This window comes from Micromonospora sp. CPCC 206061 (genome assembly GCF_036906915.1).
Taxonomy (GTDB): Bacteria; Actinomycetota; Actinomycetes; order Mycobacteriales; family Micromonosporaceae; genus Phytohabitans.
In genome coordinates this window covers 1-18909 of sequence record NZ_JBAKHX010000077.1, presented here as the reverse complement: position 1 = coordinate 18909, position 18909 = coordinate 1, and the positions used below count along the sequence as shown (strand labels likewise).

The window sequence follows — 18909 nt, the reverse complement described above, 5'->3', positions numbered from 1 at the left end:
CTCGGTCAGCGGAGTGAGGTGTTTGCCATAACGGCCCTACAGCATGAGCAACCAATCTGTTGCGATTGAGGTTATTGCAACTATCTGGTTGCGTCAATGGTGCCGATCACTCGCCGACGGCGTTCGTGGATGTGACCCGGTCAGTCCCACAGGCTCAGTGAGCGGGTGAGGATGGCGGCAACGTGGTCCTCGGTTACCGGCCGCGGCGCGGTCGCCAGCAGCCGTTGCTGCTTCATGGCGCCGGCGACCAGCGCGTCCAGGTCCTGCTCGCGGTAGCCGACCGCGTGGAGGCCGTTGGGCATCCCGATGTCACGCATGAGCGCCGTCAACTGGGTGGGCAGCCGCTCGCGTGGGTCGTCCGCGTCCGCGGGTCCGAAGAGCAGATCGGCGGCGCGCAGGTGGCGGTCGGGACAGGCCGAAAACGTGAACCGGAACGCCTCCGGGGCGGTGAGCGAAACCGCCATGCCGTGCGGCACCAGCGGTTCGGCGGCCGGGTAGCCGTCCGGGTGGAAGTCACGTACGCCGCCGGCGATGGGGTACGCGTTGGCGTGCGGTATGTGCACGCCGGCGTTTCCGAACCCGATGCCCGCAAAGGTGGCCGCCATCGCCATGTCGGTACGGGCGTCGAGGTTGTCACCGTGCCTCACGGCGATGCGCAGCGAGCGTGCCAGGAGTCGCAACGCCTTCTCGACCCACATGTCCGAGATCGGATTCGCACCGCAGTAGGGCACCCTCTGGTGCGGCGCTTTGCGGTCAAACGCGGTGTAGGGCCTGGCCGTGTAGCTCTCCAGGGCATGGCACAGGATGTCCATCCCACTGGCGGCGGTGACCTGTGCCGGTTGGGTGACTGTCAACAGTGGATCGACGATCGCGAGCGTGGGCCGCAGCCGGGGATGGCTGATTCCTGTCTTGACGTTGAGGCCGATGACGTCCAGCACGCAGATGGCGGTGCTCTCGGAACCGGTGCCGGTCGTGGTCGGCACCGCGACCAGCGGCTTGAGCGGCCGCTGCGGCGCCCGCCCGGCGCCCACCGGCGGATTGAGGTATTCCATCAGGTCGCCGGGATTGGTGGTAAGCAGGTTCACCGCCTTGGCGGTGTCGATGCTCGAGCCGCCGCCGACGGCCACGTACGCGTCCCAGCGGCCGTCGCGGGCCACCTCGGCCGCGTACCGCAGCGAGGCGTCGGTCGGCTCCACATGGGTCTCGGTGAAGACGGCTGCCTCGATGCCGTACCCGCGCATGGCCTCGGCCACCCGCTGCGGTGCGCCGGTTGCGGCGACGCCGGCGTCGGTGATGACAAGTACCCGCCGCACGCCGTACTGGCTCAGGTCGAAGCCAATCTCGTCCGCCGCGCCGGTGCCAAACTTCAACGCGGGCGCCGCGTACGTGAAGACCGTCTCCGGTCCGGTGGCCGTCATGGCGTAGCTCCGTCCATGGCCGTGCCGAGCAGCCGCAACGCCTCCCGTATCTGCCCGGGCACGGGGACCGGGCGCCGGGAGTCGGCCTCGACATAGACGTGCGCGAAGCGTCCGACCGCGGCGGGCTCCAGGCTGTGCTGGCCGAACAGCCCGAGTTGGTAGACGACGCTGGAGGTGCCCAGCCGTTCGAGCCGGATCCCGGCGGTCACGACCTCGGGGAAGCGCAGCTCGGAGAAGTACCGGCAGCGTGTCTCGACGACCAGTCCGAGGGCCGGCAACCGCCGGATGTCGACGCCGGTGGCCTCGATCAGCCAGCCGTTGACGGCCGTGTCGAACATTGAATAGTGCACGACGTTGTTGACGTGTCCGTAGGCGTCGTCGTCCGACCAGCGGGTCGGCAGTTCACGCAGCACCGGGAAGTCGCCGCGGCGGAGGCCGCGCGGGTCGTCGCCGTCGAACAGATTCACGAACGCAGCTTCGCACACGCGCCCGGACGGGCGTCGTACGCGAAGTAGCGGTTGCCGAAATGGTATCGAACCGGTCCATCCACGCGCCGCCGTCGGACTCTCCGTTGTGGATGGCCGCGTGAACCTCGACCATCACCGGCCGGCGCGCCGACCACGCCGTCGTTGCTCTCCGCCGCTATGCGTCGTCACAGAATGCGCATGGGGGGCGCTGCTAGTTGGACCAGGTGTAACCCGCCAGGGCGGCCCCTGCCTGGGCCAGGCCGAGGAGCACGGCGGCCCCGGTGGCGGTCAAGAGGGCAGCGACAGTCGTGACTCGCATACGCACGATGATCTCCTTAGGCGATCCTGTATGGACAGTGCTCCTCCACTCTATCGAGGTGTGTGGCCCTGTCGATGGCCGAAACGGCCAAACTCTGAACCGCCTAGGAGTTGAGCAGCCCGCGCTCCGCCATGAAGGCGCCTAGCGTCTCGGCGTCTTCGGCGGTCATGAAGCGGCGTGGGATCACGGTTGCCGGTATCCGTCCGACATACACGATCCAGAAGTCAGGGGTGTCCACGACCCGGTCGACTCCGTCCCAGGCAATTCCGCCGGACTCGGTGCCGCTGCGCATCATGATGTTGTCGTCGGTGATGTCGTAGCCGCCAGCCACGGCGTAGCGGCTGGAGCGGCGGCGGGCTCTGAATCGCACCCACGGCGAGTACAGCAGGGAGAGCAAGCCGCCCATCACCAGCGCGAAGCACAACGGCGAGATCCAATCACCCCAGCCGACCTGCCGCGAGACAACCAGACCGATCGCCCCAACTGCCATCAGTACAGCGCCGATGTAGCCGTACCGACGCAGCCGAGCCCGGCCGAGCACGTCGGCTACACGGCCCGGATAGGCTGGATCGGCCGGGACATCGAATCGGATACGCACGCCAGAACGATAGTGCCCCGCATCCCCTCGACAGCGCACCCCGCTCGCATCCACTCCGGCGTGGTCAGCCTTACGGTCCTCAGCTGGTGATCGCATCCCGTGTTGCGCCAGAAGTCCGCGTCGTCCAGTAGGGCCTCACGGGTGCATATCACCGATGCCGCGTCAGCCACGGTCGAGGCCATCGAACGCGGCAAGCCGGTCTAGAGGCTGGCGATTTGCTCGGCGGTGAGGGTGATGCCGCCCGCCGCCACGTTCTCCTCCAGGTGCGCCACGGATGAGGTACCCGGGATGGGGAGCATGACCGGCGAGCGGTGCAGCAGCCAGGCCAGCGCGAGCTGGGCCGGGGTGGCGCCGGTCTGCGTGGACAGGGCGTCCAGCGGTCCGCCGGGCTTGGCGAGCTCGCCGGTGGCGATGGGGAACCACGGGAGGAAGCCGATGCCCTCGGCCGCGCAGTAGTCGAGTACCGCATCGGACTGGCGGTTCGACAGGTTGTACAGGTTCTGCACGGTCGCGATTTCCACGTACTCGCGGGCCTGCACTATCTCCTCCACCGTTACCTCGGACAGGCCGATGTGCCCGATCTTGCCCTCCTTCTGCAGCTCGGCGAAGACACCCAACTGGTCGGCGAGTGGTACGGCGGGATCGATGCGGTGCAGCTGGTACAGGTCGATACGCTCGACGCCGAGGCGGCGCAGGCTCATCTCGGCCTGCTGGCGCAGGTACTCGGGACGACCGACGGGGTACCAACCGCCCGGACCGGTACGGACCAGGCCGGCCTTGGTGGCGATGACCAGGTCCTCCGGGTACGGATGCAGCGCCTCCTTGATCAGCTCCTCGGACACGTACGGCCCGTAGGAGTCCGCGGTGTCGATGAGATTGACGCCGAGCTCGACCGCCCGCCGCAGGACCCGGAGCGCCTCGTCGTGGTCGTGTGGCGGCCCCCACACGCCTGGTCCGGTGATCTGCATCGCACCGTAGCCGAGCCGGTTGACCCGCTTCTCCCCGCCAATAGCGAACGTCATGTGGACTCCTCCTTATCCGCCGGCACGAAATCCGCGCCGTGGGCCGCGCCCGGCGGTCCGGGCACGGCAGCCACGCTGCCCGAGGTTCGGCTGGCTAACCAGAGCGCCGTTTTCCTACCACTGGCAGGGTCAGGCTACGGATGGGTGAACTGGGCATACTGGCTACATGGCGGTGGATCAATCAGTCTCCGGCGGCCGGACGGTCGCCGCGCTCGACCGGCGCGCGGAGCTCGGCCAGTTCCTGCGCGCCCGCCGGGCCGCGTTGAAGCCGGAGGCTCTCGGATTGCCCGGTTTCGGCCGGCGGCGCCGGGTCCCCGGGCTGCGTCGCGAAGAGGTCGCCCAGGTGGCCGGGGTCTCCGTCGCGTACTACACCCGGCTGGAGCAGGGCCACAGCGACAACGTCTCGGCCGAGGTGCTCGGCGCCATCGCCCGGGCGCTGCGGTTGACCGACGCCGAGCACACGTACCTGACGCAACTGTCGAAGCCCAAGCCGTCCAAGAAGCAGGGGGTCGCCTGCCAGCGGTCTCAGGTCCTGCGCCCTGCCCTTCAGCAACTGCTCGACGCCTTCGACGGCGTACCGGCGTACGTCATCGGGCAACGCGGAGACATCCTCGGTTGGAACCGGCTCGCCGCCGCGCTGTTCGGAAACTGGGACGAGCTGCCGCCGCAGGAGCGCAACTGGGCCCGGCTCATCTTTCTCTCCTCGACCACGCGCGACCTGTTCGTCGACCGGGATGCCAAGGCGGCCGCCATCGTCGGCTTCCTCCGCATGGACGCCGGCCGGTGCCCCGACGACGCGCAGCTGGCCGCCCTCGTCGGTGAGTTGTCGGTCAAGAGCGAGGAATTCCGCCAGCTGTGGGCCGCCTACGCGGTGCAGCAGAAGAACCATGGGACGCTGCGACTGAACCATCCGCTGGTCGGCGAGCTGACCGTGGCGTACGAGTTCTTCCCGCTGCCCGACGACCCCGCCCAGTCCCTGATCACCTACCACGCCGAGCCGGGCTCCGCTTCGGCCGACGCCCTGCGGCTGCTCGCCAGTTGGGGCACCGACGCCCTCCCTCCTCTCCGCTGAGCCCGGCCCCATGATGGGTCAGCCCGCCGCGCGTCGAATGATGACGTCGCCGTGTCAGGCCTGACCGTTTGTCATCCGGCCGATCCGGATGGCACCGTCGCTCGTCTTGGCGGTGATGCTGCCGTCGGCGCGGTCGATGTCGAAGCCACCGCTGCCGCTGCTGAGGTCGAGGTCGGCAAAGGCGTGGCCGATCCAGATCTGCCCGCCCGAGCTCGAGAGCCCGACAGTGCCCTTGACCTCGCTGATCCGCGCGGCGACCACGCTGCCTTCGATGGTGGCGCGCCCGGCGATGTGGCCGATCGTGACGTCACCGGCGGCGATGTTCGCCTGCAGCGTGCTGATGCGATCCAGCTGGACCCGACCCTTTGCCATGTGCAGCTCGCACTCGCCGAGTGAGCCGTCGGTGTGAACACTCGAGTGCGCCAGGTAGGCGGTCAGGCTGGAGCCGGTGGGTAGGTCGATGGTGATGGCGACCGAACCGTTCTTGTCGCCGCAGGCGGTTGCCTTACCGATAGCCGGCCGCCGGTGAAGTCGACCTTGGTTTTGTTGGCCACGTTGATATCTGACTGGCTTGCCTTGTTGACGGGTTCGACCCGTACGGCGGTGTCGGTCCGGTCGCTGGCGGTCACCCGCACCTGAGCGCCGGCGACTTGCACGGTGGCGGCGATGGGCCCTGGCGTGGTGAAGGTAGGCATGACGCTCACGCTCGCTTCGTGAAGGTGGAACGCGCCCACAGGTATCCGACGAGACCGATGCCGACGCACCAGGCGACGGCGGTGATCGCGTCGCTGGAGGACGGTGTGCCGGCCAGCAGCCCGCGCATGGTTTCGATGATCGGGGTGAAGGGCTGGTACTCCGCGAACTGGCGCAGCCCCGGTCCCATCTTGTCGGCCGGAACGATCGCGCTGCTGAAGAACGGCAGCATGACCAGCGGCACGGCGGCCATACCCGCCGTTTCCGGAGACTTCGCCGCCAATCCCAGCGCGACCGTGAGCCAGCCGGCCGCGAACCCGAGCAGCACGACGACGCCGGCCACGCCGAGCCAATCCAGGAAACTCGCCGCCGGGCTGAAGCCCAGCAGGAACGCCACGCCGATGAGGGCGGCGATGGCCAGCAGGTTGGTCAGCAGGCTGGCGACGACGTGCCCGGTCAACACCGCACCGCGGGAGACGTCCATGACCTTGAACCGGTTGATGATCCCCTTGGTCATGTCGGAGTTCACCGATGTCGCGGTGGCCCCCAGCCCGTAACAGACTGCCAGCAGGATCAGTCCCGGCGTCGCGTAGTCGATGTAGTCGACACCGACGCTGAACGCATCTCCCATCATGTACACGAACATCAACATGATGATGATCGGCATCAGGACCGCGTTGAACACCGAGATCGGGTTCCGGGCGATGTGTTTGAAGTTGCGGCGCAACATGACCAACGAATGCGACTTGGTGTTCATTTCGCGTCCACCTCCGTGGTGTGGCCCGTCAGGGCAAGGAAAACGTCGTCGAGGTCGGGGGTGTGCACAGAGAACTCTTCGGCGCTGAGCGAGTGCTCGTCGAGCCTGTCCAGCAGAGCCCGCAACGATTGCGTCCCGCCGTCGCTGGGAACCCGCAGGGCCAACGCCTCGTCGTCCCGCGTGGAGTCGGTGAAGATCCGCGCCGCCGCGTCGAGCTGGGCGGCGGTGGTGAACCTGAGCCGGACATGGGTCCCGGGTATCTGGCGTTTGAGGTCGTCGGCAGTGCCCTGGGCGACCAGACGGCCCTTGTCGAGCACCGCGATCCGGTCGGCGAGCTGGTCGGCTTCCTCCAGGTACTGGGTGGTGAGGAAGATCGTCACGCCGTCGGCGACCAGGTCACGGATCATCGACCACATCGTGCGGCGGCTGCGCGGGTCCAGTCCCGTCGTCGGCTCGTCCAGGAAGATGATCCGTGGGTTGCCGACCAGCGTCATCGCCAGATCGAGCTTGCGGCGCATACCCCCGGAGTATGTCGACGCGGGCTTCTGCGCCGCTTCCACCAGATCGAAGCGTTCCAGCAGTTCTGCGACGACCCGCTTGCCGTCACCGGAGGTCGCCCGGTTCAGATCCACCATCAGCTGCAGGTTCTCCTGCCCAGACAGCAGCTCATCCACCGCCGCGAACTGACCGGTGACCCCGATCGCCGCCCGCACCGCCTTGGCCTCGTTGGCGATATCGTGCCCGGCTACCCGTACCGTCCCACCGTCGGCCTTCATCAACGTGGTCAGCACGTTCACCATCGTCGTCTTGCCCGCCCCATTCGGACCGAGCAGTGAAAAGACCGTGCCCTCACGAACTTCCAGATCGATACCGTTGAGAACGATCTTGTCCTTGAACGCTTTACGCAGCCCTGAAACCGCGATCGCTGAATCTGTCATGCAGCCAACGATCGGGGCCTGACCTGCCACGCCCCTGACACGCCCCTGACACGACCACTGACACGGCGTTCACCCTCGTCACACCGGGCCGGGACGCCGCGCACCCCTACCCGCCCCGCCGGCGAGCAACAGGGTTCGCGCCGACTGATACCGGCAGCCGGCGGCGTCGAACGCGTCCGCCGTCGCGAGCAGCCGCTCCTGATCCTCGTTGAGCAGCGCTTCGGCCCGCTCCACGATGGCGCCGGCGACCGGGTTGCCGGCCACGATGGTGCGGGCGACGGCCAGGCGGTCGCGGGCGTCAGCGCTCCCGGCGAGCACGGCGGCCTCGGCGCGCAGGGCCACATACCAGTGGAGCCAGATCCAGGTGACCCATCTCCACACCTCGCCGGGCTCGGGCGCCGTCCTCTCCAGCGCCTCGTTTGCCTGCCCACGGTGGAGCATGAGGATCGTGTCGAAGACCGCCCCGAAGCCGTAGGTGTACGCCGGCGAGGCGCCGAGTTGCTTTAGGACCGCGTTCCATTCGCTCTGGGCGTCGTCGTCACCGCGCAGGCCGTGGATCGTCGCCACACCGGCCACCGCCGGGCCGAGGAACGACCTGGCCGGGCTCCCGGCCCGCTGCCACGCCTCCAGGAACCGGACGCTGACGGTCAGCACCTCGTCGACCTCGCCCGCCAGCGCGTCGGCCACCAGCAGCCAGCTCGTGGCACGGTGACCGACCTCCGCCAGCAGCGGATGGTCGGCCAGTTGCCGCGCCCACCGGCGGGCACCCGGCAGGTCTCCCACACCGAGGCTCGCCTCGGCGGCTATGCCGAGCGCGTCGATCAGCTCGTGGGTTCTGGCCGGAGTATCCGGTGTGGACGAGAGCAGAGCGATCCTGCGCCGGGCCGTGGCCGCCGCTGCGAACGTGTCACCAGCCCAGCACTGGGCACCGAGGAGAGCGTCCAGCGCGGCGGACTGCGCGAGCGGGTCGTCGGTACGGTAGGCGAGTTCGACGGCCCGTTCGGCGCGCGCGATCGTCTCCGGTACGTCATTGTCGACCGGGCCCTGGATGGCGCCGAACGCGTCACTGAGCACCCCGGCCTCGGCCAGTGCCACCGCGGCCTGGGCGGCTGCGTCGTCGCCGGCCAGCTCGCGTGCCTCGGCGATGAGCGCGATCGCCTCGTCCTCCGGCGGGATCCGCACGAACTTGCCCGAGAACCGGTACGCGGTGGTGGCTGCCGTCGCGAGGTCGAAGGCGGCGCCGGCGGTGTCCGCGGCCAGGCGAGCGGCGTCCGCGGCCGCGCGGTGGAGGCGGTACATGTCATCGCCGCGCAGCCGGCACCCGGCCACGGCCGCGGCGTGCCGCAGCATCGACGCGGCGGCCGCCGGGGCGTCCGCCAGAGCGGCCGCCTGCTCGTACCGCTGCTGGGACTCGCCGATGAGGTTGCGGGTGAAGGCCAGCTCCGCCAGGTGCAGGGCGAGCTGGTACGCGTCGGCGCGCTGCTCCGGCCGCTCGGCCGCCCACGCGAGGGCGGCGCGGAGATCGTCCGCCACCGGGTCGAAGCGGGCGCGCCAGCCTTCTCGCCGCCCAGCCAGTGCGGCGGCGTTGGAAAGGCACCAGCGAAGGTGCCGGGATCGGGCGTCGGCCAGCTCACCGGCCTCGGCTAGCCGCTCCGTCCCGTACTGGCGGATGGTCGAAAGCGCCCGGTAGGCGGTGCCGCCCGGGGAGGCTGTCACCACCAGCAGGCTCTGCTCGGCGAGCCGGGCCAGCCCGTCGGCGACGACGACGGTCTCGGCCCTGGCCACCTCGGCCGCCGCCTCGACGGTGAACGGCGCGACGAAAACCGACAATCGGCGCAGGAGCGCACGATCGGCCGGCTCCAGCAGGGCGTGGCTCCAGTCCAGCGCCGCACGCACCGAACGGTGCCGATCGTCTGCGCGGGAGCCGCCGGCGAGCATCCGCAGCGGGTCGGACAGCGCGGCGGTGAGGCCATCCAGCCCGAGCGAGGGCCAGCGGGCGGCGGCCAGCTCGATCGCCAGCGCCATTCCGTCGAGCCGCTCACAGAACGAGGCGATGTGATCGCGCAGCGCCGGATCCGGCGGCAAGCCCACGGCCGCCGCCCGGTCCATGAACAGCGCGACCGCGTCCGACTCGCCGTCGCCGGCCAGCGACAGCGGCGGAACCGCGTACACCCGTTCGAAGGGCACCATCAACCGGGCGCGACTGGTCGCCAGCGCCGTCAGTCGCGGACACGCCGCGAGCAGCCGCTCCAGGAACAGCGCCACCCCGTCCCGCACCTGCTCGCAGTTGTCCAGCACCAGCAGGGCGTGCCGGTCGGCAAGCGCCGCGACCACCGACTCGTCCATACCGCGGCCGGGCTGCTCGCCAAGGCCAAGCCCGCCGGCGACCGCCGCCGCCACCATGCCCGGGTCGGTGATCGGTACCAGGTCGACGAACCACACCCCGTCTGGGTACTCGCTGGCCGCATCCGCGGCCACAGTCGACGCGAGTCGGGTCTTGCCCACGCCGCCGGGCCCGACGGCGGTCACCTGCCGGTGCGCCTTGATCATCTCGGCCAACTCGGCCCGCTCCCGCACCCGGCCGATGAACGAGGTCAGCGGGGCCGGCAGGACCGTCGCGGTGTGGGACCGGTCGGCGCGAGTCAGCTCGGCCGCGTGCTTGGCAAGCGCCCGCCGGTCCGGCACCTCCAGCTTGCGCAGCAGCGAGGAGACGTGGCTTTCGACGGTGCGCACCGAGATGTACAACCGCGCCCCGATCTCGGCGTTGCTGAGGTGCTCGCCGATCAGCTCCAGCACCTCGGCCTCCCGAGCCGAGATCTCCACCGTCGCCGTCACGGCCCCATTGTCCCGTACCTGCTCAGCGCGGGGTCCGCGCCCGGATCCGTGGCCGGTTCCGTGGTCGCCACGGATTCGGAGCGGCCACCCCGAAGGAAGAGTGACCAGCATGTTCACCACGTACAGGAAATCGTTTGGGCCGGTGCTGGAGCAGCCGTTGTTGCGCCGGCTCCTGCCCGGGATGGCGGTATCGGCGCTCGGCGACGGAATGAGCATGGTCGCGGTGGCCTGGCTGGCGGTACAGATCGCACCCGCGGGCTGGGTCATCGGCGTCGACGCGGCGAGCTTCGCGATCCTGGCGGTCAGCTGCGCGACCGCGGCCGGCCGACGCGGTGTCGCCGCGGCACCGCAGGCGCCTGAGCAGGCCGCGACCGGAGGCTGGCAGACCATCCTCCGGCAGCCGAGGCTGCTCGGCCTGCTCGCCACCACGTGCGCCTTCTTCTTCCTGTACGGACCGGTCGAGGTCGCCCTGCCCATCTACATCGCCCACGACCTGGACGGCTCGTCGGTGCTGCTCGGCGCCTTCTGGACCGCGTTCGGCATCGGGGCGATCGTCGGCGGGCTGGCCTCCGGCCTTCTCCAGAACCGCCGCCTGTCGACAGTCGTCGTCGGCATCATCATCGGGTGGGGTGCCGCTCTGCTGCCGATGGCGCTGACCAAGGCCGTCTGGGCGGGCCTGCTCGGACTGGCGATCGGAGGCCTGATCTACGGCCCGTTCACCGCGATCTGCGTCGCGCTCTTCCAGCGCACCAGCCCACCGCACACACTCAGCCGCGTGCTCGCGACCCGCACCGCCCTCACCCTCCCGTCGACCGCCCTCGGAACGCTCGCCGGTGGCCCCGTCGTGACGGCGATCGGCGCCCAACCCACACTGCTCGCGTCTGCATTGCAGACGATCGCCCTCGGCGTCGCGATCGCCGCCGCCCGCCATATGATCTCCGCACCGGCTCCCCACCGTCGATCTTCCTTGGTCGGCGCTCCCGGGTCGGCGTGAATTGGGTTGCGGGGCGGGAGGCACCTCGTCACCTGAAAAGCCCGTCGCGGGTGGCGGATCTGGCGGTCCGCCACCCGGTGAGGGGTCAGAGGCCGATGCTCGCCTGCGGGCCGGTGTGGGTCCGCAGCAGACCTGGTACGTCGGCGGCGGGCGTGAGCGTGTACGAGTAGAAGCTGCTTGGGTTGAACGCGGAACCCTTCGAGGTGACCTTGCCGGAGTCCCACGGGCTGTTGACGGTGATGTTGCCGCGCTGCACGAGCTCGCCCGCCTCGACGTAGTACGGGTTGCGGACGTTCTCGAAGTAACTGTTTTCGATGACGGCCTTGGTCAGGCCGCGCACGTAGTTGCCGTACGAGGTGCAGTTCTGCAGGTAGTTGTTGTACATGTGCAGGTTGGCGATGTTGTCCGCGCTGGGGTTCCGGGTGGTGGTGTTCTGGAACCAGTTGTGGTGGATGGTGATCCGCGCGGTGACGTTGTCGGTCCAGCCGATGCCGAACGTCTTGTTGTTGCTGCTCAAGTGGTTCCAGGACACGGTCAGGTTGGTGGTGTCCTTGCGACTGTCGATGAGACCGTCGTTCATGCGGGACAGCCGGTTGTGGTCGATCCAGATGCGGTTGGCGGTGTCCATCTGGATGGCGTCGTAGTCGTACGCGTCGTCGCCCGGGTCGTCGTCGGGCATCAGGGTGTCGCGGATGGTCAGGTTGCGGATGATGACGTTGCTGACGCCGGCCGCCAGGAAGAAGCCGCCGCCGACGATGTGCCCGCTGGTGCCGACGCCGATGATCGTCTTGTTGGACGCCACCCGCAGCTCGGTGCCCTTGGGGCTGATGTTGATGGTTCCCGCGACCCGGATGATGTACGGGGTGCTGGCCGTCACGTACTGGTTCAGTGCCGCCTGCGTGGTCACGGTGACCGTCTGGCCGCCAGCACCGCCGGTCGTGCCCTGCGCGAACCCGTCGGGCACGTTCGAGTACGGCGCGGCGGAACCGCCGAGCTTGTGGAGCATCCATTGCTGGTTGGCGCCGTCGGTGTCGGCGTACTGGGAAATCCGCCCACCATCGACAGTGGACCACTCCCACACATCCAACGCCTTACCACTATGCCGGTTGATCAACTGGACGTGACCATCAGCCGAGTCCGTAACACCGAAATGCTGCTTGGTGTCACCGCTAGCCGCCTGCTGAGTCAGCTGCGCACCGTCCTGAGCCGACGCGACCTGCAACACCTTGCCACTGAGCCGCGACTTGATCTGGTAGTAACCGTTCGTCGCCGGCACGAACTGCCACTGCTGCTGGCCACCGTCGTTACGCGCCCACTGCACGATCGGCGCACCATCATTCGACGCCAGGTTGTACACATCGATCGCCTTACCACTGTGCCGCGACGTCAGCACGTAGTAGGCGCCCGTATCGATCGTGGCAGCAAGCGACGGCGACGCCGACACCACGACCGCGGACGGCACCACAATCGCCACCACAGCCAACGGCAACCAGCGCCTGAGGTTTTTGACCATCCGAGAACCTTTCGAGGCGATTACTGTGAGCGAGCACTGTCGATGGAGCGATCGGCAGCACTCTGGTAGATGCCTGGCGCGCGGCGCGGATAACCGAAAATGCTGAAAGAAATTTGGCGCCATGCGCCACCAGCGCCAACTCGCCATACAGATGACCTTCTTTACAGACAGACATCGCTGTGCGACTATCGGCAACAGTGGACGCGATGATGACGCACAGTGAAGCTCTCAACGTCACCGCGCTCGTACGCGCCGCTCAAGCGGGAAGCAAAGACGCGCTCAACGAGCTCGTCGCCGCACACCTCCCGGTCGTCTACAACGTCATCAGCCGGGCACTCAACGGACACGCGGACGTCGACGACCTCGTGCAGGAGACGATGGTCCGGGTCATCCGCGGGCTGCCAGGGCTGCGCGAGCCAGACCGGTTCCGCTCCTGGGCGGTGACCATCGCGTACCGGCAGCTCCACCTGTACCTACGCAATCGCCGGAAGGCGATGGTCCGGGTCGCGGAGGCGCCGCCGGACGTGCCGGATCCGGGTGGCGACTTCGCCGAGCAGACCGTCAACGCGCTGGTGCTCAGCGGACAGCGGCAGGAGCTGGCCGAAGCGGTCCGGTGGCTGGAAGACGCCGATCGCCAGCTGCTGGCGCTCTGGTGGCAGGAGGCCACCGGCGAGCTGACCCGCGCGGAGCTCGCGGCCGCTATCGAGGTCAAGCCAAAACACGCCGCCATGCGCGTCCGGCGGTTACGCGAGCGGCTCGACGCGGCGCGGGGCGTCGTCCGCGCCCTGCGGGCCCGGCCGCGCTGCGCCGAACTGGGCGACCTGCTCCAGAGCTGGAACGGCGTCGCCGACCCCTTGTGGCGCAAGCGTCTGATCCGGCACACCCGCGACTGTCCACAGTGCACCGCTCACCGCCATGGCCTTGCCACCCTGGAAGACCTGGCCCTCGGCGCGACCGCACTGCCGGTACCCCTGGCGGTGGTCGAAGGCCTACGGATCGCGCTCGAAGCCGCCGCACCGGCGGCCCAGGCCGCGCCGTCGCTTGCGCAGGCGCTGCTCGCGCAGGTGCAGGGCTTCCTACACAACAAGCTGGCGGCAACGGCGGCGGCAACGGCCGTCGCCAGCGGCGGGTTCGCGTACGCGGTCTACCACGAGCCCGCGCCACCCCCGCAGGGCGCGACGGTCGCCGTGAGCCCGACGGCGGCGACCCGGACCCTGGTACCCCAGCCACCCGCGCTGGCGGCGAGCCCGACGGCGGCCCGCACGTCGGCGCCCCCGGCGGCAGTCAGCGGCGTGGCGGTAGCCGACGTGTACGTGGCCGCGAACGGGTCGGACGCCAACGACGGCAGCCTGGAGCGGCCGTACGCGACCCTCGCCAAGGCGGTCGCGGTCGTGCGGCCGGGGCAGACCATCGCGCTCCGGGGCGGTACCTACCGCCCGACCGAGCCGGTGGCCATCGACACGAGCGGCGACCCGGAGCGCCGAATCACGCTCAGCAACTACCGCGGCGAGCGCCCGGTGATCGACGCCAGCCGGGTGCCGGCCGAAAGCTGGGCCGTGACCCACCGGGGCGGCTACTGGACCGTGCAGGGCCTGGAAATCAAGAACTCACGTAGTCACGCGTACGTGTGCCTCTCCTGCCGCGGCAACATCTTCCGGCGACTGTCCATCCACGACAACGTCCGCTCGGGGCTGACCCTTCGTGATCCCGGCACGGTCGACAACCAGGTGCTCGACAGCGACTTCTGGCGCAACTACGACCCCACCGACGCGGGCCACTCCGGCGTCGGCCTGGCGATCAAGTTCGGCTCGGGCACCGGCAACGTGGTCCGCGGCTGCCGGGCCTTCGACAACGCCGACTCCGGCTTCGACCTGGGCGAGTTCGCCGACGCGGTACGCCTGGAATACAACTGGGCGTACGGCAACGGCGTCAACCGCTGGAACGCCACCGTCTGGCAGAGCAACGCCGACGGGTTCCACCTGGGCGGCGTCGCCCCGGCACCCCACCTGTTGCGGCACAACGCGTCCTGGGCCAACATCGGCCACGGCTTCAGTGACGCTGGAAACTCGGGGCGGCTGGAGCTGAGCAACAACACGGCATTCCGCAACGGTGGGATCGGGTTCCACATGCCCGGCGCGGCGGCGACCATGCGCAGCAACGCCTCCGTCGACAACGCTGGTGCGGCCGACCTGGGCAGGGCCACGACGTCCAGCCGCAACACGTGGGACGGCGGCGCCTTTCCAGCCGAGATGTTCGAGTCCACCGATCCCAGCCAGGCGCAGGGTCAGCGGCGGCCCGACGGCCGGCTCCCCGCGACCGACTACCTCACCACCGGCCGTGGCGTCGGCGCCTCTATGCGCGAACCAGGTACTTCTTGATGGCGCGGGCCCGCCGCGATGCCGTCGAACACCTCCGGCATGGCGGGCTCCGCGACGAGGGGCCTAGGCCCGGGCCGGCCCGGAGTAGTCCGGGGCGACGTAGACCGGCCGCCGCTCGCCTCCGCCCTGCGCGAAGCGCCTCGTGTACACCACGCGTTCGCTGGCCGGGGCGGGACCGACACCGGCGGGCACCCGGGCCACGCTGTAGAGGACGGGCAGCGACGCCGCCCCCTGTGCCTTCCGGCACGGTGGGACGTCGTGCCGTTCGCCGTGCCAGGGGCCGCCCAGGAAGAGCACCTGCATGTCGTCGCGTCTCCCGTTCCGGCTCCGGGCCTTCGGTGCGGTCGCACGTCCCGATCCTGGTGCCTAGGTGATCGTAGTCCTGGCACCTCCCCGGTGAACATGGGTCAGGTCGTGATACGGTAGGAACGTTGCAGTTTTGGTTTCCGCGTACTTTGCAGGCGCCTGGTGACTCGATGATCCAGGCGCTCTTTGTTTTGCCGGTTTTCTCCGGACGAGGATTGATCAACGCGGCGACGCGGAACTCGCGCGGTGCGGGTTCCATCAGCCTTGCACGAAGGAGATCGACATGGCTGTCGGCACTGTGAAGTGGTTCAACGCGGACAAGGGCTTCGGGTTCATCACCCAGGACAATGGCGGCCCGGACGTGTTCGCCCACTACTCGGCGATCGCGGCTGACGGATACCGCAGCCTGGAAGAGAACCAGCGCGTCGAGTTCGAGATTCAGCAGGGCCAGAAGGGCCCGCAGGCGGCGAACATCCGCCTGATCTGAGGCCGCCCCCGCGTATCCCCATGGCGTCGACGCATGAGCGCGAAGCCGCGGAGACGCGATCGGCGACTCATTTTCGCGCGCCTTCCGTGCGGAACGGACTCCGTCCCGCACGGGAGGCGCGTCGCCTTGTAAAGGGGATGACGCTGAACGCTCTGGACCGATCCGACGCACCCGGTATGGATCAGCTCACGCTGTCTTCGGTGCCACTGGTGCCGGAGATGCGCCTGTTTCTCGCCGAGGACGCGATCGTTCTGTGGGCCCGGCTAGAGGCGGCCGCAGGTGCGCCGCTTCCAGCGCCGTACTGGGCCTCGGCCTGGGTCGGTGGGCAGGCGCTCGCCCGGTACATTCTGGATCATCCAGAGTCCGTCGCCGGGCGTAGCGTGCTGGATCTCGCCTCCGGGTCGGGCATCGTCGCGATAGCGGCGGCGATGGCCGGCGCGACGGACGTCATCGCCACCGAGATCGATCCCAACGCGATCGTCGCGATTCGCGCGAACGCGGAGGCCAACGGCGTCGTCGTCACGCCGCTGGAGGCGGACGTCCTGGACGGTAACGGTCAGGACGCCCAGGTGGTTCTCGCCGGCGATGTGCTCTATGACGAGTCCGTCGCCGACCGGGTCCGGCCTTTCCTGGTCCGTGCCGCGGGCCACGGTGCGCTGGTGCTGCTGGGAGACCCGGACAGGGGCCACCTGCCAGCGGGGTCGCTGGACCTGGTGGCCACCTACCCGGTACCGGTGGTGGGTACGCCGGAGGACGCCCTGCTACGCAGGACCAACGTCTTCACGCTCCGGCATGACCCATCGGAATCGCCGCTAGGATCTGCGGCCCGCTAGCAAGTACGACATATCGGGCTCTTTTCGCACTCAGGACGGCGTAGGGTCATGAGGCCGTTATAGAGCTGATCCGGACGTGTCCCAGCCCGTTCGGATCGGACGGTGGGGGGTCCTGGGCTTCGGTTCGAAGCTTAGGACCCCCAGCACGTTGTCAGGCCCGGCCGGCACTCGGCCCGTCGCCATCCTCGCCGCGCAGATCCTCCTCGCGCCTGCGTAGGTCGGCCTCCCACTTGCGGAACAGTTCCTCGTCTTCCTCACGGCCACGCGCCTGGCCGCGCATGAACTCCGGGTCGTCGTCCGGTGCGAGGGGCCGCGGCCGCTCATACTCAGGGAAGCCGCTGCCAGGACGCCAGTCACCGGCCCGGCCGACCTTGTGCTTCTGGGGGCGACCCGCGATGAACCACGCGATCGGCCCGATCGGCGGAAACAACAGGATGATGAACACCCAGGCCAGCTTCGGCAGGTTACGTACCGCGAACTCCTCGGTCGAGATGCAGTCGATCAGCGCGACCACGACCAGGAGCAGGTCGACGATGAACAGCAAGCCGTAGAGACGAACCACGGCGGCTATCCTGCCGCAAGATCACGTTCCCATGTGCCCCGCCTCGCGCCGCGCAGTGGGCCCCGGCAGGCGCTCCTCGATCGCCACCGCGAGAACCGATGAGTTTGTCAGGCCCCGGGGGTCTAATCGTCATCGGATACGTCTGCCTCGAACCCCAGTGGAGCGGGGCACGGCGTTGGACAATGTGGGAGAGGAGCACACGCATGAGCGGAGTACGGCTGCTGGTCGGCACGCGCAAGGGCGCGTTCATCCTGACCGCGGACGGTGTCCGCCGGGAGTGGGAGGTCAACGGCCCGCTTTTCGGCGGCTGGGAGATGTACCATCTCAACGCCTCGCCGGCGGCGCCCGATCGGATCTGGGCGTCGCAGACATCCGGCTGGTTCGGGCAGATAGTGCAGCGCTCCGACGACGGCGGGCGCACGTGGAATCCGGTCGGCAACGACTTCGCGTACGAGGGCGAGGCCGGCGAGCACCTGTGGTACGACGGCACCCCGCGCCCGTGGGAGTTCAAGCGAATCTGGCACTTCGAGCCGTCGCCCGACGACCCCGACACGGTGTACGCGGGCGCCGAAGACGCGGCCCTGTTCCAGACGACCGACGGCGGCAAGACCTGGACCGAGCTGCCGGCGCTGCGCACGCACAAGTCCGGGCCGGGTTGGCAGCCGGGCGCCGGCGGCCTGTGCCTGCACACGATCATCCTCGACCCGTCGGCCAAGGGCCGGATGTACGTGGCGATCTCGGCGGCGGGCGCGTTCCGCACCGACGACGGCGGCAAGTCCTGGCTGCCGATCAACCGCGGGCTCCGGTCGCAGGGCCTGCCCGACGAAGACGCCGAGGTGGGCCACTGCGTGCACCGGATCGCCCAGCACCCGTCGCGGCCTGACGTCCTGTTCATGCAGAAGCACTGGGACGTCATGCGCAGCGACGACGCCGGCGGCACCTGGCACGAGATCAGCGGCGACCTGCCGACCGACTTCGGCTTCCCGATCGCGGTGCACGCGCACGAGCCCGAGACGGTATACGTCGTGCCGATCACCAGCGACTCGGAGCACTACCCGCCGGAGGGCAAGCTGCGCGTCTACCGCAGCACGGTCGGCGGCAACGAGTGGGAGCCGCTCACCAACGGCCTGCCGCAGGCCAACTGCTATGTCAACATCCTGCGCGACGCGATGGCGGTCGACACGCTCGACCCGTGCGGCATCTACTTCGGCACCACCGGCGGCCAGGTCTACGGCTCGGCCGACGGAGGCGACACGTGGACTGCGATCGTCCGCGACCTGCCGCCGGTGCTGTCCGTCGAAGTCCAGGTGCTGCCGTGATCCGGGTCGTGCTGCCCGCCCACCTGAAAAACCTCGCCCGGGTGGGCAGCGAGGTCCAGCTCGACGTGGCCGAGCCCGTCACACAGCGCGGCGTCCTCGACGCGCTCGAATCGCAGTACCCGATGCTGCGCGGCACGATCCGCGACCAGCGCACTGGGAAACGGCGGGCGTTCATCCGCTTCTACGCCTGCGAGGAAGACCTGTCCAACGAGGAGCCCGACTCCCCGCTGCCCGACGAGGTAGTGGTGGGAAAGGAACCCTTCCTGGTGGTAGGCGCCATGGCCGGCGGCTGACGCCTCCCACTTCGCGGAGACCGCCACCCCGCGCGGCGCGCCGCAGGACCGTGCGCGGCCAGCCGCGCCGCGGGGCCGCGCGCCGCGGGGCCGCGCGCCGCGGGG

General features: G+C 69.2%; 18 protein-coding genes. 7 read left to right on the top strand and 11 right to left on the bottom strand.

From position 1 onward, the window contains the following. Positions 1–140 precede the first annotated feature (140 nt). The 4 genes from V6V89_RS33465 to V6V89_RS33450 form a co-directional block, all read right to left on the bottom strand. Positions 141–1418: a hydroxyacid-oxoacid transhydrogenase gene (locus tag V6V89_RS33465; RefSeq protein WP_334623553.1), complete on the bottom strand. Its 1278-nt coding sequence runs from the start codon at positions 1416–1418 to the stop codon at positions 141–143. Further along, complete coding sequence (locus tag V6V89_RS33460) at positions 1415–1885, bottom strand: acyl-CoA thioesterase (protein ID WP_334623552.1); 471 nt, start codon at positions 1883–1885, stop codon at positions 1415–1417. Before V6V89_RS33460 ends, V6V89_RS33465 begins: the two co-directional genes overlap by 4 nt. A 422-nt stretch (positions 1886–2307) precedes the next feature. Next, positions 2308–2802, bottom strand: coding sequence for a YcxB family protein (locus tag V6V89_RS33455; protein WP_334623551.1), 495 nt, complete (start codon positions 2800–2802; stop codon positions 2308–2310). A 200-nt stretch (positions 2803–3002) separates the two neighbouring features. Continuing rightward, positions 3003–3824, bottom strand: a complete 822-nt coding sequence (locus tag V6V89_RS33450) for an aldo/keto reductase (RefSeq protein ID WP_334623550.1) — start codon at positions 3822–3824, stop codon at positions 3003–3005. 166 nt (positions 3825–3990) lie between these two features. On the opposite strand from V6V89_RS33450, the gene V6V89_RS33445 reads away from it, so the two are divergent. Then, positions 3991–4896, top strand: a complete 906-nt coding sequence (locus tag V6V89_RS33445) for a helix-turn-helix domain-containing protein (RefSeq protein ID WP_334623549.1) — start codon at positions 3991–3993, stop codon at positions 4894–4896. A gap of 54 nt (positions 4897–4950) precedes the next feature. On the opposite strand, the gene V6V89_RS33440 is transcribed toward V6V89_RS33445, so the two are convergent. The 4 genes from V6V89_RS33440 to V6V89_RS33425 all read right to left on the bottom strand — a co-directional run bounded on the left by V6V89_RS33440 (position 4951) and on the right by V6V89_RS33425 (position 10119). Continuing rightward, entirely contained in the window at positions 4951–5268 is a 318-nt protein-coding gene (locus V6V89_RS33440; protein WP_334623548.1) for a hypothetical protein, read from the bottom strand. Between the two features lie 328 nt (positions 5269–5596). Next, entirely contained in the window at positions 5597–6346 is a 750-nt protein-coding gene (locus V6V89_RS33435) for an ABC transporter permease (protein ID WP_334623547.1), read from the bottom strand. Further along, the gene (locus V6V89_RS33430) at positions 6343–7284 is read right to left on the bottom strand and encodes an ATP-binding cassette domain-containing protein (RefSeq protein WP_334623577.1); all 942 of its coding nucleotides are present in this window, start codon (positions 7282–7284) and stop codon (positions 6343–6345) included. Before V6V89_RS33430 ends, V6V89_RS33435 begins: the two co-directional genes overlap by 4 nt. 78 nt (positions 7285–7362) lie before the next feature. Then, on the bottom strand, positions 7363–10119 hold the full coding sequence (locus V6V89_RS33425; protein ID WP_334623546.1) for an ATP-binding protein: 2757 nt from the start codon (positions 10117–10119) through the stop codon (positions 7363–7365). Positions 10120–10228: 109 nt separating this feature from the next. Here V6V89_RS33425 and V6V89_RS33420 point away from each other — a divergent pair, with 109 nt between their 5' ends. Beyond that, positions 10229–11113 carry an MFS transporter gene (locus V6V89_RS33420; RefSeq protein ID WP_334623545.1) on the top strand — a complete coding sequence of 295 codons (885 nt, stop codon included), beginning with the start codon at positions 10229–10231 and terminating at the stop codon, positions 11111–11113. 85 nt (positions 11114–11198) lie between these two features. On the opposite strand, the gene V6V89_RS33415 is transcribed toward V6V89_RS33420, so the two are convergent. Further along, positions 11199–12626: an RICIN domain-containing protein gene (locus V6V89_RS33415; RefSeq protein ID WP_334623544.1), complete on the bottom strand. Its 1428-nt coding sequence runs from the start codon at positions 12624–12626 to the stop codon at positions 11199–11201. A gap of 209 nt (positions 12627–12835) precedes the next feature. Here V6V89_RS33415 and V6V89_RS33410 point away from each other — a divergent pair, with 209 nt between their 5' ends. Then, entirely contained in the window at positions 12836–15004 is a 2169-nt protein-coding gene (locus V6V89_RS33410; protein ID WP_334623543.1) for a sigma-70 family RNA polymerase sigma factor, read from the top strand. A gap of 63 nt (positions 15005–15067) precedes the next feature. Here the strand turns inward: V6V89_RS33410 and V6V89_RS33405 are convergent, their stop codons facing one another. Then, positions 15068–15307: a hypothetical protein gene (locus tag V6V89_RS33405; RefSeq protein ID WP_334623542.1), complete on the bottom strand. Its 240-nt coding sequence runs from the start codon at positions 15305–15307 to the stop codon at positions 15068–15070. A 286-nt stretch (positions 15308–15593) separates the two neighbouring features. On the opposite strand from V6V89_RS33405, the gene V6V89_RS33400 reads away from it, so the two are divergent. Both V6V89_RS33400 and V6V89_RS33395 read left to right on the top strand, forming a co-directional pair. Further along, entirely contained in the window at positions 15594–15797 is a 204-nt protein-coding gene (locus V6V89_RS33400) for a cold-shock protein (protein ID WP_334623541.1), read from the top strand. A 137-nt stretch (positions 15798–15934) separates the two neighbouring features. Continuing rightward, complete coding sequence (locus tag V6V89_RS33395; RefSeq protein ID WP_334623540.1) at positions 15935–16630, top strand: class I SAM-dependent methyltransferase; 696 nt, start codon at positions 15935–15937, stop codon at positions 16628–16630. Between the two features lie 151 nt (positions 16631–16781). Here the strand turns inward: V6V89_RS33395 and V6V89_RS33390 are convergent, their stop codons facing one another. Continuing rightward, complete coding sequence (locus tag V6V89_RS33390) at positions 16782–17192, bottom strand: PLD nuclease N-terminal domain-containing protein (RefSeq protein WP_334623539.1); 411 nt, start codon at positions 17190–17192, stop codon at positions 16782–16784. Positions 17193–17395: 203 nt separating this feature from the next. Here V6V89_RS33390 and V6V89_RS33385 point away from each other — a divergent pair, with 203 nt between their 5' ends. Then, the gene (locus V6V89_RS33385; protein ID WP_334623538.1) at positions 17396–18511 is read left to right on the top strand and encodes a WD40/YVTN/BNR-like repeat-containing protein; all 1116 of its coding nucleotides are present in this window, start codon (positions 17396–17398) and stop codon (positions 18509–18511) included. Further along, positions 18508–18804 carry a MoaD/ThiS family protein gene (locus tag V6V89_RS33380; RefSeq protein WP_334623537.1) on the top strand — a complete coding sequence of 99 codons (297 nt, stop codon included), beginning with the start codon at positions 18508–18510 and terminating at the stop codon, positions 18802–18804. The genes V6V89_RS33385 and V6V89_RS33380 overlap by 4 nt, the downstream gene beginning before the upstream one ends. Positions 18805–18909: the final 105 nt, after the last annotated feature.

Coding starts and splice junctions, on each gene's coding strand:
- V6V89_RS33435 (WP_334623547.1), bottom strand. CDS start 6,346: ATGAACACCAAGTCGCATTCGTTGGTCATGTTGCGCCGCAACTTCAAA.
- V6V89_RS33420 (WP_334623545.1), top strand. CDS start 10,229: ATGTTCACCACGTACAGGAAATCGTTTGGGCCGGTGCTGGAGCAGCCG.
- V6V89_RS33450 (WP_334623550.1), bottom strand. CDS start 3,824: ATGACGTTCGCTATTGGCGGGGAGAAGCGGGTCAACCGGCTCGGCTAC.
- V6V89_RS33445 (WP_334623549.1), top strand. CDS start 3,991: ATGGCGGTGGATCAATCAGTCTCCGGCGGCCGGACGGTCGCCGCGCTC.
- V6V89_RS33415 (WP_334623544.1), bottom strand. CDS start 12,626: ATGGTCAAAAACCTCAGGCGCTGGTTGCCGTTGGCTGTGGTGGCGATT.
- V6V89_RS33430 (WP_334623577.1), bottom strand. CDS start 7,284: ATGACAGATTCAGCGATCGCGGTTTCAGGGCTGCGTAAAGCGTTCAAG.
- V6V89_RS33400 (WP_334623541.1), top strand. CDS start 15,594: ATGGCTGTCGGCACTGTGAAGTGGTTCAACGCGGACAAGGGCTTCGGG.
- V6V89_RS33405 (WP_334623542.1), bottom strand. CDS start 15,307: ATGCAGGTGCTCTTCCTGGGCGGCCCCTGGCACGGCGAACGGCACGAC.
- V6V89_RS33385 (WP_334623538.1), top strand. CDS start 17,396: ATGAGCGGAGTACGGCTGCTGGTCGGCACGCGCAAGGGCGCGTTCATC.
- V6V89_RS33465 (WP_334623553.1), bottom strand. CDS start 1,418: ATGACGGCCACCGGACCGGAGACGGTCTTCACGTACGCGGCGCCCGCG.
- V6V89_RS33395 (WP_334623540.1), top strand. CDS start 15,935: ATGACGCTGAACGCTCTGGACCGATCCGACGCACCCGGTATGGATCAG.
- V6V89_RS33440 (WP_334623548.1), bottom strand. CDS start 5,268: ATGGCAAAGGGTCGGGTCCAGCTGGATCGCATCAGCACGCTGCAGGCG.
- V6V89_RS33410 (WP_334623543.1), top strand. CDS start 12,836: ATGACGCACAGTGAAGCTCTCAACGTCACCGCGCTCGTACGCGCCGCT.